A 14863-nucleotide genomic window follows, 5' to 3' on the forward strand; every position below is an offset into this window, starting at 1 on the left:
GTTATGAGCAGAAGAGTAAAAGTACAGCTAAACCGAGTCGAAGGTGACCTTGAGCTAGAACTTGAAGTGGATCAAGGTGTCGTAACTAATGCTTGGTGTATTGGCACAATGTATCGCGGTTTCGAGCAAATACTTATTGGCCGAGCAGCTATGGATTCACTGGCGATCACACCAAGAATTTGCGGTATTTGTAGCACTGCGCATCTATATGCGAGTGTGCTTGCGTTAGAATCCATGTCGCATATCACGCCACCACCTAATGCCATCAGAGTAAGGAATATCTGTTTATTAGCTGAAGAGATTCAGTCTGATTGCAGGCAAACATTTTTGATGTTCACCCCTGACCTTTGTCATCCTAACTACTCCAAATTGAAGCTATACGATGAGATAAAAGCACAATTTGAGGATATGACGGGGAATATTTATCAAGATGCCGTTCGATTTAGCCGCGATATAATTGAAATTGTCGCTATATTTGGTGGGCAGTGGCCTCACTCTTCTTATATGGTCCCTGGAGGAGTCACATCACTCCCTGATACCAACAAAGTTATCAGCGCATTAAGCATCGTAGATAACTATATCCATTGGTTAGAAACAAAAGTGCTCGGTATAGCAATAGAACAGTGGAATCAAATTGATAGCCTAGAAAAACTCAATGACCACAGCCTAACGAATAACAGTTCAGCCAGTCTTCTTTATCAATTTGGCAAAAGAATCGCTCTCAACCAAATTGGCCAAGGCTGCAACATGCTAATGAGTTATGGATCCATCATCGATCCAACAAATCCTGAAAATACTCTGCGTAAACGCGGAATTTATAATGCTGCCAGGCAAAGTTTTGAAACGCTAGATCAAGAACATATCACTGAGGACATTAGTTACAGCTGGTACCACGATGATACTACAGATCCACGCCACCCTAAGGATGGGCTGACTCAACCTAAATACGATCCTGACAGTGAACGATACAGTTGGGCAAAAGCACCACGCTACAAAGGTCAAGTTATTCAAACAGGGCCTTTAGCACAACTTGTTGTCGATAAGAATCCTTTACTTCTTGATATGCTAGAAAAGCAAGGCGGTAATACACTTCTACGGCAATTTGCACGAATACAGCGCCAAGTTAGTTCAATCACTTTATTAAAAGAACAGCTTCAGGATCTGTTAGCCAATATTTCTGAACCAACCATGGTTCACCAGCCTCTCTTGGATGGAGAAGGTATAGGTATGATTGAAGCTGCACGGGGTAGCCTAGGCCATTGGGTTAGAGTAGAAAACGGAACCATCAGTGGCTATCAGGTGATTACCCCTACCGCCTGGAATGCATCACCGAGAGATCAGGAGCAACAGCCCGGTCATATAGAAAGCAGCTTAATTGGCTTAGATATTCCTGATACTGATGACCCTTTGACCATCGGGCACGTCGTACGATCACATGACCCCTGTTTAGTATGTACCGTGCATGTACTAGGCAGTGATAAGAAGCATCGTTATGGAGTGATTTAATGACGGTGATTTTATGTTTTGGGAATGAATGGCACGGAGACGATGGCTTTGGCCATGCTGTTTACAACCAGCTAAATCAGACTAACCTTCCCATAAGTACCGAGCTTCATTATTGCGCCACAAATAGTCTATTAGCCACTCGATTGATTAATGATGCCTCTAGATTGATATTAGTGGATGCTTATCAAGCCGATAGACAAGACATAGGAAAACTTAAGTGGTTTTCTAAAAATCAATTCCAATCTAGCTATGCAAGAAACCTCCATGATGGAGGTGTCGAAGATCTGATTAAGCATTGCGATATTTTATTTGATTCGCAGATGTTAGAGATTGACGTACTAACGGTTATGATTGATAAAGTTACCGCCTTTTCTGAGAAGCTATCTCCTGTAATAGAGGAGCGAGTGCCGGAGGCGTGTAATGAAATTATTGCCCGATTAAATCAGGAGCCGAACTATGCCAGCTCATGATCAAAGGGCTAACCGTTTAATAATCGAGCGCGAAATTAATATTCACGGAGAATTACGTTGGATTGCACATCCCGAAGGAAAAAATACGCGCCTATTAATTGTCAAATATCAACAACAACTCTACGCCCTACCACTCTTTTGTCAGCATGCTCATGTTTCACTTCTTGAAGCAAAACTGGATGATAGTGGGAAGGTTATTTGCCCCAAACATGGCTTAGCAACAGATCTAAAATCCAACCCGAATGTTTTTACTGTCCAGCGACAAGACAATTGCTTTATTTCAAATAGACACGGCCTAATTCACGTAGAAACCGTTGGACCCTCTAGGCAAGAGCTTCCACTTCCCAATCAAGAAACTGAAAAAGAAGAACAAACCGAACTTGATGTATTGAAAACGGTTAATTCTGCGCTGCAAAAGAAGGTGCTATCTAATTTAGAATCTATGGATTCAATGCTCAGCGAAGTGGAGCATAAAAAAGTTGAACTAGAAGCTAATAATCGGCATCTCCTATCCGTTAATCAGCTGATCGACAGTATCACTAATTCAATGGAAGAGTTCTTAATTGTTACTGACAACCAGGGACGAATAACCCGCGTTAACCGCTATGCTGAGTCTATTTTAAACGTAAAAGCAAAAGAGCTTATTGGCAGCTCTCCTGACAATTTCTTACGTGACGAAACCCTCACAGAGATTATAGATCAATACCCTGCAAATAATTGGGATCAAAGACCTTATTTATATCGCGCTGTTTATAGTAATAATGGTTTCGAGCAAGAGATTCGCTTTCGTGATCCCACAGGCCGACATAAAGATATCAGTAATAAATTCTTTCTTTTAAAAGGAACGTTGATTTATAGCCCTGAGGGAAAAGAAGAAGGATTAATACTCTCGGCCACAGACATATCCGTTGTTAAAGCCAAAGAGAAACAGAAGCGCCAAGCTGATATTGAGAAACACCTTCAGTTACTTCAGAGCACCTTATCTACCATCAGCCAAGGTGTAGCTATGTTTAGCGGTATAGGCGACCTACAAACCTTCAATGATGCATTCACTCATAATGTAAATGTCGATCCAGATGTACTTTCTCAAATACCAAGCTATGAAGTTCTATTTAGTGGTAATAAAGAGATATTAAATGTTCAAACAATTCCAGCTTGTCAAAAACTGATCTCGAATGAATATCAATGGATCCAGACGTTTAGGGATGGAAGGATTATTGAGTGCGAATCTGCCCCTACACCGACGGGGGGCTTTGTAGTAACAACACGTGACATTACGCAAAGCCAAAAAAACGAGGAGCACATCCGCCTCCTTTCAACCACTGTTGAACAAAGCTCTAGCGAAGTCGTTATTACCGATACTAAAGGCACTATCGTCTATGTAAACCCTATGTTTACTGAAAATACAGGTTATACCGCAGAAGAAGCTATTGGCCAGAAAAGCAGCATTGTGCAATCTGGCGAAATGTCTAGTGAGTTTTACAAAGAGCTATGGACAACGATCAAAGCTTCTAATAGTTGGAAAGGTGAGATTCTCAATAGAAAAAAATCTGGAGAGAAATTCTGGCAATCAATGTCTGTCACCCCAATCTTTGATAACAATGGGGTGATTAGTCATTATTTATCTCTGAAGGCAGATATTACTAAACAGAAAAGAGCAGAAAAAAGATTACGATACCAAGCTGAACATGATCTTCTAACCAATCTACCTAATAGATCGGTATTACTTCATCAACTTGAAGATTCCATAGTCGAGGCAAAAGAGAATCATAAAGCGTCTGCGGTACTCTTTATGGATCTTGATAATTTTAAAGATGTGAATGACACGTTAGGCCATTTAAGTGGCGACATTCTCCTAAAACATGTAGCAAGGCGCTTGGAATTGTGTTCGAAACCGACTGATCTAGTTGCAAGGCTTGGCGGGGATGAATTTGCTATTGTTCAGAATAACATAACTTGCCTTGATGATCCGAAGCACCTTGCCGAACAGATTATCTCTTCAATCACCCAACCATTTAAGGTCGATGATCACCTTTTACATATTGGCATAAGCATCGGAATAACTCTTTTACCTTCTGATGGTTTAGATACTGGCATTCTGTTACAAAATGCTGATATGGCAATGTATGAAGCCAAGGGAGTATCGGGTAGCCATTACCATTTCTTTGATTTAGAGCTGCAAAAAAGCATTCAACATAAACGCACAATCGAAACGCATCTACATAATGCCATCGAACATGACGAACTTAGCCTTCTATTCCAACCTAAAATTGATATTCAGTCAGGAATGGTGGTCGGTGCAGAAGCTTTATTACGTTGGCACAGTAAAGAGCTAGGTCAGGTATCTCCCGCCGAATTTATACCTATTGCCGAAAGAAGTGGTTTAATCATTAAACTTGGTGCCTGGGTATTAAATAACACGCTAAAACATATTTCAGCGTGGTCTAAAGTAAATATTGATGCACCAAAGATCGCAGTTAACTTATCCACCATTCAACTTCTTGATGTCAATTTAATTACTGATATAAAAGAAGCGCTAGCCGCTCATCACGTACCTGCACACAAGTTAGAACTTGAGATCACTGAAACGGCTGCAATGTCTGATCCAGAACTATCCCAAGCTCAATTAGAGGCTATAAAAGGTATAGGCGTAAGTATCGCTCTTGACGACTTTGGCACGGGTTATTCCTCTCTTTCATATCTAGCCTCACTTCCTGTTGATCGAATCAAAATTGATAGAAGTTTTGTCAATGACATCCAGTTTACTAACCAGTCAAAAGCCATTATCGAATCAATCATACACCTAGGTATTATCATGGGAAAAATCGTGATTGCCGAAGGTGTTGAAGAAAAGGAGCAGCTCTCTTTACTGCAAAGCCTAGGCTGTCATGAAGTACAGGGGTATTATATTTCTAAACCGATTACAGCAGATGAATTTATTCATTTTTTGAATAACAAGGAATAGGGTTACACGTATATGTTTATTGCAATGAACCGCTTTAAAATCATTCCGGGTAAAGAAAATGATTTTATTGAAATTTGGAAAAACCGTGACACATATCTAGATGAAGTACCTGGCTTTAAAAGCTTTGACTTGTTACAAGGCCCTAGCTCTGAAGAATCTACTATCTTTATCTCTCACAGCACCTGGGAATCTGAAGAGGCCTTCCAGCAGTGGACTAAATCCGAAGCGTTTAGAAAAGCACATGCAAACGCAAAACCCGCAAAAGGTATCTATTTAGGTCCACCTCAATTTGAGGGTTACAACAAAGCCTTTTAATAAAAAAAGCGGCTAATCAGCCGCTTTTTTTAATCGATCAACGTGTCTATAAGATCGATCATAAACTCAGTTTGCTCTTCCGTCATGATTTCCCAGCCTTCAAGATCCATACTTTGCAGCACACCTTGGCCTTTAGGGTCATTTCTCATATTGATTAGAAACTCTTGAAACTGAGGAATCAAAGCTTCTAACTCCGGAGAAACCAATAAGGCGTGATGAACATCACTGATTTCACTCGCCACTAATACCTTCATCTGCTTACGAATCAGCACAGAAAGATCATCGTAAGCATCCTTTAAAAAGAAGCCGGCATCGGCCTCATTATTTATCAGGCGCTTAGCTACGATTACGTATGTATCAACAGTACTGAGCTTCGTATTAGAGCTATCCAGATCTGCTGGCTCCAACATTATCATGCCAATTCGGTTTACATCTGGATCACTGGTGGCAACCAGACGACAGTTTGGTTGTAAATCTTCTACGCAGCCATACTTTGCATCTACATAGGTAGCGATAACTGTCTCATCTGATTTTGAAATAGGACGAACAACCGCTTTAAATCCCATTTCACGAACAAGCATTGAAGCATCAAATGGATTGGCGTAAACAAGATCATACTTTCCGTCTTGAATGTCCTTTCTTTGCGCCTCAAAGCTATCGTAAAGCTCTAAATGAACCGGTCGGTCTAATTGCCGTTGTAACCAAGTATTAAATATAAACCAACCGGATATATGATCTGGAGAAAAGTCCGGACTCACTGTTAAATTAAGCTTCAAGGAATCACCCTACTTCATTGTTAAATACAAGGCTTCGCTTTCTGCTATTTTTCGAAGGGAAGGCTTTCGCCTTACAGAAGTGTAACCGACAACAGAACCATTACGGACATTTGGGATGACGGTCGCTTTAACCCAATAATAACTACCATCCTTACGCAAATTTTTTACGTATCCATGCCATTTCTTACCGGTCTTAAGCGTATCCCACAATTCTGCAAACGCTGCTGCAGGCATGTCTGGATGTCTCAAAATGTTGTGATTTTGCCCAATTAACTCTTCCTGAGAATATCCAGACATTTCAACAAATGCCTGATTAGCATGGGTTATGACTCCTTTCGTATCCGTACGAGAGACAATGAGTTTACCTTCTGGATAAGGCTCTTCTTTATCGAGTATTTGAGCGGTGCGATTTTCACCGCCAAAATAGTTGATGACAACTTCTTGAACGCTTTCAGTATGCGGTTCTGACATCAATTAACCTAAAATATTTATAGAATTTTACCAATGGCTTCTGCAGCACGCTTAACATCAAGAAAGATCAAACCTAAACGTGCATTAGGTTTTGCTACTACGGTTAGTACAGACTCATCATTTGCGTGAGTCATCAAGATATAACCCAAATCGCCTTTAACAAGCACTTGTTCTAATTCGCCGCGAGCTAGCTCACTTGCTGTACGCTCACCAAGCGAAAGCATGGCAGCACTCATTGCACCTACTCTATCTTCATCCAGACCCGCCGGAAGAAGAGCTGCGATCATAAGACCATCCGTTGAAATGACAGCGGAAGCTTCAATCTCTGCTGAAGTTCCATTCAAGTCACTCAGGATCGAGGTCAACATTTCTGAGCGCATATACTTACTCCTTTAATGTAAGGCATTAAAATACAGTTATCTGAGAATCAATCATTGATAGATATCAATAATCAAGATAACGCCTTGCTAAAACGCTTAATAAATCTACATAATTTCCTTGGTTTAAACGTGGCATCTGATCAATAACCAGAACAAAACGTTGATGACCAAGATGAATCACCCAAAACCCTACTTGGCTCAAACCAACTGGGTCTAACATTCCCCATGACTCCCCCATAAATGAAAGGTCACGGTTCAGTAATAAACTGTGTCGTTCGTGTAACGAACTTAAATCTGCAGCCAAAGCACAGAGTGCCTCTGCATGATCAGCATCATAACCTGTTGAGCCAAGGCAAAAGCCATGGTCATCAGCCAAAGCAACTTTGCCCGAGCTAGATAATCCGGACAGTAATTCCGGCAGTATTTTTTCTATCGAATCATTGATCATTCGTGATGGATTTTTGCTCAATTGAACAAAATTCTTATCAACCAGTTTGTCGAATAATTCTTTAGCTTCGTCTTCATCAAGATCTGTTAATTCCATTACCAGTTCATGACTGAATGGCAAAGAGACATCAGAACTAAGAAGCTGGAGCAACAATGCCCTTGCATCATCCGGTTCGGAGCCTACAGTCGCGTAGAAAGCTCCGGCCGGACAGATCTGAATAAATTGATTTTGGATAGTAGCATTTGTCACAAAATAACTCCGATACCTTTCCTAACCCACCGCATCATTCCTGAAACCATCCAAGTGAATATGCACCGCACATAAACGTAAATACAACACGTTGCGGTATATCCAATATTCTTACAACATCCAGTGCGGTCACCTGATGACCACTCCATACATCACTAATTTCGTAACAATCAGGGATAGCCTGAAATGTTTCAAAATCGGGTTGCACTGTTAATTGCATTAACTTCTCTGGGTCCATTCCATTTAATAGTCGCCCCCTAGATGTCCAAAGGGCAACTTTCCAAATAAGTGACTCAATATTTTCCGCTAGGTGTTTTGTTTTATCTTTTAGCTGGAAGTCACCTTTTGGTTCTATCTCCAATTCGCCATAACCAAATCTGGTCAAAGCAAGTTGATTTAAAAAGTCATCACTGAAGGTTGTATAAAATAAACGCTGATCAGGAAATACAAACATCTGACCTGGCAAACCAGTAATCTCAACAGGTTGATCGAGTTTAACTGCAAGGTCAACCGCTTCTGTCATTTTTACTAGTAAAGAACCTTCAGGGTTAAAAAAGATACTACGTCGTTCATCAGGACGTGATAAATCAACATCTGCAGCATTACCGCAGCATTGAAGGATCTGCTCCTTTGTCAATATAGACGCAGGTTTCACGCTATCATCCTGAAGCGTTTGTTCTGCCTCTTCTGCTCTTTTAGCCAACTGCTCCTTCTTTTTCTGATTATCGAGAAGTTTCTGTTTTAGCTTTTTAGCTTTTTGAGCAGCAAGCTTTTTCTTTTTCTCTTCTTTTAAGCGCTTCTCTTGCTCGATCTTTTTCTTCTTCAGAAGGAGTAATTTTTTAGCTTTCTTCTTAGCCAAGATAGCTTCATGTTTAGCCTTCTCAGCTTCTAGCTCTTTCTTTAACTGCTCTTCTTGTTCTCGGATATCAGCTTCAACTTGCTGCACTAAACGATCAGAAGCACTAACAACTAAATTGCCCTTGATAAGCTTTTGCTTGAGAGCCTCACCTTGTCTTTTACGAGCATAATCACGACTGCGATAGAAATCGAGATCATCTGAATTAATCTCTTTTTTGGCAGGTTGAGCAACAAACTCTTCGGATTCGGGAAATGTTACTGAAAAACTTCTGACAACAGATAAAATATCTTGAGCAGTATGCGGTTTTTTGAGAAGCGTGAAGCCATCCCATACAATATCTCTTATACTGATAACCACACGAAATTTGGCAGGGTATTTCTCAACAACAGCATTGCTGAGCTGGTCATCTTCTTCACCCTGATCTCCATTTACCACTAAAATCTGTGCAGCACTAGGGGTTACGAGCTCGCAGTCAACCTCAGAAGAGAAGCAATATTCGAGCATCGCTTGATTGGGTCCAGCAAACCCAATTAATGCGATTTTCCGCACGTTGTTAAGTCGACCGCGTTTTTTCAAGCTCATCTGCTATTACTACCTACCCTATCTCATCCATGCAGGCTAGCTGGCTGAAACCTTCCATTAATCAGAACAGAATGTTCTGTTGAAAGTTCAGACAGCGCTGATAGATCGTCTTCTTCGATAGCTCGCTGGATAACATTACGAACTTTCGGCTTCATAACTTTTCGAGCCTGCTCAAAGAGACGTTGGCGTAATTTGGGACCTTTCTTGCCTAATACTAGTAAGAAATCCGCAAAAGCACCTTCTAGCGCATCGCTATCGTAACAAGCAATAGACAAGTAGATACGCTTAGTATGCAGACGCAACTCATCTGGTTCTGCAGCTACCATTCGCGTGAAATGGTACAAAATCCTGCGACCTTGATGCCCACGATAAATAAGATACCTAGGATGTTGTGCATCGAAAGCTGCTTGAATGCGTCCTGTATTTGGACTATCAAAGTCGGCATTCAATTCCCAGTCAGCTAACGCATCCCAAATTAAAGAACTCACAAAATGCTCCTGCTTTTATTATTGATACATCCAACGGATAAGCCTCTATACAAATTTAACTTATTCAGGATGGTTCTTTAGTTATTGGTAATATTCCAAACAGGTGTTTGTTTTATATCTCGACCGAGGCAAGAATACAAATTTATCAATAAATTAATGCACTAATTAACAATTTTCCATGTCAAAAGTACAACCTTATTTAAGTTCACGGCAGATTAATTTTTTTCTTTAATATCAATCTAGTAAGAATAGCTCATTTTTTAGGCATACTTATAAGTTTTAGCAGAAAGTCTTAACCATTTAACTGTTAAAGCTTCGAATTCCTAGCTAACAACAATGGAGACTTAGAATGAAAAAAGCCCCGCAATTGCGAGGCTAGTTCAATTCTACTTACACCATATGGCTATTTATCAAGCACAGCTTGTATCCACGAAATATCCTTATGACCAAACCAACTGTCAATAATTGTTAAATTTTTATCGAAGTAGACCCATGTTGGCGTACCTTGAAAATCGTTATTCAGAAACGTCCTACCCATCTGACTCATGGGTACAAGACGTTGCGCCAAATGATTCTTAATATTTTGCTTAACAACATCTGACAGCCGCTCTTCGTCAAACACATCAATGATAGATTCAGATAGTTTAGATGCAGATTGAGCTGGCATAAACCAGTCCATTATAACTGGTAATTCAAATTGATAAGGTAGTCTTTGCTGCCCTAATTGAGCGAAATAGCGTTTGGAATGAAGGGTTAGATCGCCGTGTTTAAGAAGTGCTTCAGTCGTTTTAGCATTGTTCAAATTAAAGTTTTCAAAAGCGGTAGAAAGCGCAAAGCAGTTCAATTGTTCATTTGCTTCGCTAATCTTGCTCAACATGGGCAAGGCACGAGATAAACATCCTGGACAGTTGACTTGGAACACCAACATTAAATTCCGTTCTGATATCACAACAGAACCTTGGACCGCTTCACCCAACTGAAGGTCTAACTGCATTACTTAATCCCTTTATTGCTCAGCAAGTGCAGCTACAGCGTCATCAATACTAAGCGGCTTATAAAAATAAAAACCCTGAAATGTTGAGACACGCATAGACCGTATCAGTTCAACTTGCTCTTTAGTTTCAACCCCTTCTACCACCAGCTCTTTACGTAACTTACGCCCAATATCGACCATTCCTTGAAGAACAACACGGGCATCTTTTTGATCAGCGACACATTGAACGAAACTTCGATCAATTTTAATGACATCTAAAGGAAGTCTTAGTAGGTAGCTCAGAGACGAAAAACCCGCACCAAAGTCATCTAAGCAGATTGAGAAGCCAATTGATTTGAGGGCATTCAGGTGTTTAATAGCTGCGTCACTTCGAATCAATGCATTCTCGGTTATCTCTAATTGCAACAAAGAAAGATCAGGTTTTAACTCTTCTGTCAGCCTAGCAATTTCACTAATAAACTCATTATGGTGTAACGAATTAGCTGATACATTAATCGAGATCGGCACATTAATCTCAGGATTCTGCTTTAAAATCGAACAAGATTCTTCAAACACATATAGATCAATATCGAAGAATAAACCCGATTGTTCTATAACGGGAATAAACGCATTTGGGGGGACAATGCCTTTGACTGGATGCTGCCACCTAATCAATGCTTCGTAACCGTTAACCTTTTCCGTGACGGCATTAACTTTAGGTTGCAGCACCAAAAAAAACTCACGATTAACTAATGCATTACGGATATCGTTCAGTAGATTAAGATGATTTCTAGAAACTTCTTCATATTCGCGATCAAACTCCTGCCCAGCACCACGACGATTTTCTTTTGCAACCTTAAGTGCCACTTCGGCATGCCTTAACATTTGCTCTGCAGTTTCTTGGGAAAAACCATCTGCAAGCTCACTTGAACTACCAACCGTGACTCCTAAACGGATTGAGTTTCCTTCAACAATTATTGGCTTTGCACATTCTCTCGCAACATCGCTGGCATCCAACTCTGTATCTACCATCAGTATTGCAAAAACATCGGTATGCAAACGAGCGAGCAAGGCACTATCACCATAAATCCTCTTAAGGTTCCCCCCCATTTCGGCAAGCACTTTGTTTCCGTAGTCATAGCCTAACGATTCAATAATATTATGAAAATAGTCAAGATCAGCCAGATAGACGGTACATCGACTACCTTTTGATCTTACAAAAGTGACTGAGTTTTCAATTAATCCTAAACGGCTATGATGGCTAGTAACCGAATCAAAGTAAGCAGCTTTATTCAGATGAGAGAAGAATTTGGCATTTTCTAAACCTAAGCCAACATTCATACAGAATACTTGAAGCAGCTCTTCATCGACATTTTGAAGGCCTCTAGCCCCCTCCAGCATAATCACCCCTTCCCACATAGACGGAGTAGACAAATAAAGCCCTGTATAACGTTCGCCAATACTATGCTGCTTATTTTCTAAAACACCCTGAACTAATTGACCCAAGCCATCTGTGTCTAGTTGCTCAAGTTTTCGGCCAAAGAAATGATCATATTTATTTGACGCAGCTACGACAAAATACTCATCGTCTAACCCTTTCCTTAAGGCAAGAGGTCCATTATGTGGTCTTTGAGAAACACAAAATATTCCATCAGTGTCAATATTGAACAGTGCACTAATCTGAAGGAGGACACCTCGTGCAAAATCATTTACCGAGCGCTCTTTAATCAGATCTGAAGAAGCATCAATGATTGATCTCAATCCCAACTTACTATTTTCTAAGGCACAAAGATGCTGATAGGAACGAATGGCAGTAGCGAGTGCCGTAAATAAACGTGATTTGGTTAGCTCGTTTTTGGTTTTGTAGGCGTTGATCTCGTATCGTTCAATGATTTCATTTTCTGGGGCATAGCCTGGCTGACCTGTACGGAGAATAATCTGAAGATTGTGCCTATGGAGTTGCTCGCGAATCTGCTCGGCCAGTTTTAGCCCTGCATCAGGACTTTCCATAACCACATCCAATAACACTACAGCGATATCTTCATGCTCTTCTATGAGCTTATAGCCCTCCTCGCCGCTATAAGCATGAACAAAGCTTAAAGGATGACCAAGTATGTCAGTCCTAGACAGAGCCAGCGTTGTAACTTGATGCACTGAATCCTCATCGTCAATAATCGCTATTTTCCATGCCTCACGATCATCCTCGATTTTAGGTTCATTCGAATCATCTATGATATTTAACAGCACATCACTCATTGTCATTATCCTGCTTCGGAGCTACCAGAGGTAACACAACTTCAAACTCAGTACCCACTTTGCTTGTCACGTTAATAGATCCACCTAAAACACTCGTGACAATGTTATGAACGATATTAAGCCCTAAACCCGAACCACCTTGACCTAGTTTCGTTGTATAAAAGGGATCGAAAATACGATTTATTTTCGATTCATCTATTCCCGCGCCATTATCAATAAAGTAAATTTTCACGCTGTCATTTAAGCGCGTGAATCTAATATTGATTTCACCTTCGTCACGTCCATCAAAACCATGCATGATAGAATTATTAAATAGGTTAGTTACGACTTGGCCAAACGGACCAGGATAACTATCCATCATCAAGTCAGCATCGCCTTCAACTCTATATTTGTAACTTGTGCCTTTTAATTGATGGCGCACGGTCATCATCACTTCATCAATGACTTCTTTCAAAGCGAACTCTCGACGGCTAGAGCTAGACTGATCAGTCGCCACTTGCTTAAAGTTCTGAATAAGATGGCTTGCTTTATCTAAGGAGCTTTCCATAACAGAGAATGACTCTGCTGCTTCTCGCTCAAATTGATCCAAAAAGGACTGCTTAAGCTCACCTGCTTTAATTGAACGTAGGAGTTCATCGATATTTTCTTTAAGATGACTAGACATTGTGACGGATACACCAATCGGCGTATTAATTTCGTGAGAGACACCCGCGACTAACGAACCTAACGATGCTAATTTTTCGCTTGCTATCAGTTTATCCTGAGCCTGTTCGAGGTTTTCAAGAGCATCAGATAGCTTATCTCGCTCACTCTTAAGATTCGCTTGCATCTTCTCATCAGCAAGGCGAAGTTCATCAAGTTCTGTTAACTCGGACTGAAACTGTCTCAAACTATCAATAATGTCGCCAATTTCATCATTACGATTACTCTCAGCTATTTCAAAATCTCTCTCACCACCTCTTAGTTTATTAATGGATTCGGATATCGCAGTCATAGGCGCAAAAATAGAGCGCTTCGTATATGTTACAATCGCGACTAAAAGTGCGACACCGCCAACGAGTGTAAATATCAGGAGATAGTTAACCTTATTTGATAGGTCAACTAGATCATTCATACTATTTTCAACTCGCCCCCTAGCATGGGAAGACATTCCCTCCAAAAGCTCTTCCAGCTCACCAAAGGCGTTATGCTCTATATCTTCGATAGCCGCCAGTGCATCGATTCTGTTTCTAGCTGCGTAGATTTCGAAAACTTCGGCACCGCCCTCTTTAAGTTCATTAAACAACCTCTCTACTTCTGCTATTCGAACCAATTCATGTGGTTTTTGCTCTAATGGTTTTAGACTGGCTAGAAAGGTCTCAAATTGAAGTGCATTAGCAAAAAAACTCTTACGAGCGTCTTGGTCACCTAAAACAAACCTATCCAAGTCGGCAAGCATATCCCCAGCCTCATCAACCAGCTCTAGGTAATATCTAACGCCTGGGAGGTCATCATTAATGATCTGATCAGGATCGTTCGAAGAACCGACATCTGCTATCTCCTCTTCCTTCATATCATCAAGGAGGTTCTCAAGCGGGCCGCCGACCTCACGTATAAGGCGGTTTATGCTTCGTGTAGCCTGCTCTTCTAGAATAGGATCGAAACGACTAAAGACTCTTTTTTCAGCGTTCTCATTCGCTGTTGCCAGCAAACGATCAACCGTGATCATTTTCTTGTAAGCATCACTGATAGGAGGAATTTGCTCGCGAAACTGATCGAACTCTTCCTTATTGGCGAAATATTCTTGCTTCTCTTCAGACTCACCCAATACATACTCAAGAAGATTAGAGTTCATATCACCCAATTCATCTTGCATAGCTTGTGTATAGAGTGCGACTGGCATATCCCTTGTCGTAACCTCTTCACTGGACTCGCTTACTTTGAATCCAACGACAATCTGTACGACAACAAAAACAGCAAAAACAACTGACACAGCTAATAAACTGAGGTTAATACGGGTAAGAATGGAACTGCGCTTCATAGCCTCCCCCTACTAAAAGTATTCTCAGTATAGGACGCAAAATTTGATGCTGCAGACTGATAAATCAAATAATTAGGTTACTTAAAGCCCTAAAACGAATAAAGC

Annotated in this window: 13 protein-coding genes; 4 read left to right on the plus strand and 9 right to left on the minus strand. The window is 40.7% G+C overall.

Going from position 1 to position 14863, the window contains the following annotated elements; all coding sequences use genetic code 11:
- The first annotated feature begins 3 nt into the window (after nucleotides 1–3).
- From ACMXYN_RS09010 to ACMXYN_RS09025, 4 genes are read left to right on the plus strand one after another with little or no spacing between them, the layout of a single operon-like run.
- Nucleotides 4–1506 (plus strand): nickel-dependent hydrogenase large subunit, encoded by a 1503-nt coding sequence (locus tag ACMXYN_RS09010; RefSeq protein WP_415891515.1) that lies wholly within the window; start codon nucleotides 4–6, stop codon nucleotides 1504–1506.
- Nucleotides 1506–1976, plus strand: coding sequence for a hydrogenase maturation protease (locus ACMXYN_RS09015; RefSeq protein ID WP_415891516.1), 471 nt, complete (start codon nucleotides 1506–1508; stop codon nucleotides 1974–1976). Before ACMXYN_RS09010 ends, ACMXYN_RS09015 begins: the two co-directional genes overlap by 1 nt.
- Nucleotides 1963–4941, plus strand: a complete 2979-nt coding sequence (locus ACMXYN_RS09020; protein WP_415891517.1) for an EAL domain-containing protein — start codon at nucleotides 1963–1965, stop codon at nucleotides 4939–4941. Before ACMXYN_RS09015 ends, ACMXYN_RS09020 begins: the two co-directional genes overlap by 14 nt.
- A gap of 12 nt (nucleotides 4942–4953) precedes the next feature.
- Nucleotides 4954–5256, plus strand: coding sequence for an antibiotic biosynthesis monooxygenase family protein (locus tag ACMXYN_RS09025; protein ID WP_415891518.1), 303 nt, complete (start codon nucleotides 4954–4956; stop codon nucleotides 5254–5256).
- A gap of 29 nt (nucleotides 5257–5285) precedes the next feature.
- On the opposite strand, the gene ACMXYN_RS09030 is transcribed toward ACMXYN_RS09025, so the two are convergent.
- The 9 genes from ACMXYN_RS09030 to ACMXYN_RS09070 form a co-directional block, all read right to left on the minus strand.
- Entirely contained in the window at nucleotides 5286–6032 is a 747-nt protein-coding gene (locus ACMXYN_RS09030; RefSeq protein WP_415891519.1) for a phosphate/phosphite/phosphonate ABC transporter substrate-binding protein, read from the minus strand.
- A gap of 9 nt (nucleotides 6033–6041) precedes the next feature.
- Complete coding sequence (locus ACMXYN_RS09035) at nucleotides 6042–6503, minus strand: PAS domain-containing protein (RefSeq protein ID WP_415891520.1); 462 nt, start codon at nucleotides 6501–6503, stop codon at nucleotides 6042–6044.
- 17 nt (nucleotides 6504–6520) lie between these two features.
- Complete coding sequence (locus tag ACMXYN_RS09040) at nucleotides 6521–6883, minus strand: roadblock/LC7 domain-containing protein (RefSeq protein WP_415884529.1); 363 nt, start codon at nucleotides 6881–6883, stop codon at nucleotides 6521–6523.
- Nucleotides 6884–6947: 64 nt separating this feature from the next.
- Complete coding sequence (locus ACMXYN_RS09045) at nucleotides 6948–7580, minus strand: hypothetical protein (RefSeq protein ID WP_415891521.1); 633 nt, start codon at nucleotides 7578–7580, stop codon at nucleotides 6948–6950.
- 34 nt (nucleotides 7581–7614) lie between these two features.
- A complete protein-coding gene (locus ACMXYN_RS09050) occupies nucleotides 7615–9021 on the minus strand; it encodes a hypothetical protein (protein WP_415891522.1) in 1407 nt (468 codons plus the stop codon).
- A 23-nt stretch (nucleotides 9022–9044) separates the two neighbouring features.
- The gene (locus ACMXYN_RS09055) at nucleotides 9045–9509 is read right to left on the minus strand and encodes a hypothetical protein (protein WP_415891345.1); all 465 of its coding nucleotides are present in this window, start codon (nucleotides 9507–9509) and stop codon (nucleotides 9045–9047) included.
- Nucleotides 9510–9912: 403 nt separating this feature from the next.
- A complete protein-coding gene (locus ACMXYN_RS09060) occupies nucleotides 9913–10503 on the minus strand; it encodes a hypothetical protein (RefSeq protein WP_415891523.1) in 591 nt (196 codons plus the stop codon).
- Nucleotides 10504–10515: 12 nt separating this feature from the next.
- On the minus strand, nucleotides 10516–12738 hold the full coding sequence (locus ACMXYN_RS09065) for an EAL domain-containing protein (protein WP_415891524.1): 2223 nt from the start codon (nucleotides 12736–12738) through the stop codon (nucleotides 10516–10518).
- Nucleotides 12731–14758 carry an ATP-binding protein gene (locus tag ACMXYN_RS09070; protein ID WP_415891525.1) on the minus strand — a complete coding sequence of 676 codons (2028 nt, stop codon included), beginning with the start codon at nucleotides 14756–14758 and terminating at the stop codon, nucleotides 12731–12733. The genes ACMXYN_RS09065 and ACMXYN_RS09070 overlap by 8 nt, the downstream gene beginning before the upstream one ends.
- Nucleotides 14759–14863 lie beyond the last annotated feature (105 nt).

It is taken from the genome of Neptuniibacter sp. PT8_73 (assembly GCF_047778045.1).
Classification (GTDB): Bacteria; Pseudomonadota; Gammaproteobacteria; order Pseudomonadales; family Balneatricaceae; genus Neptuniibacter.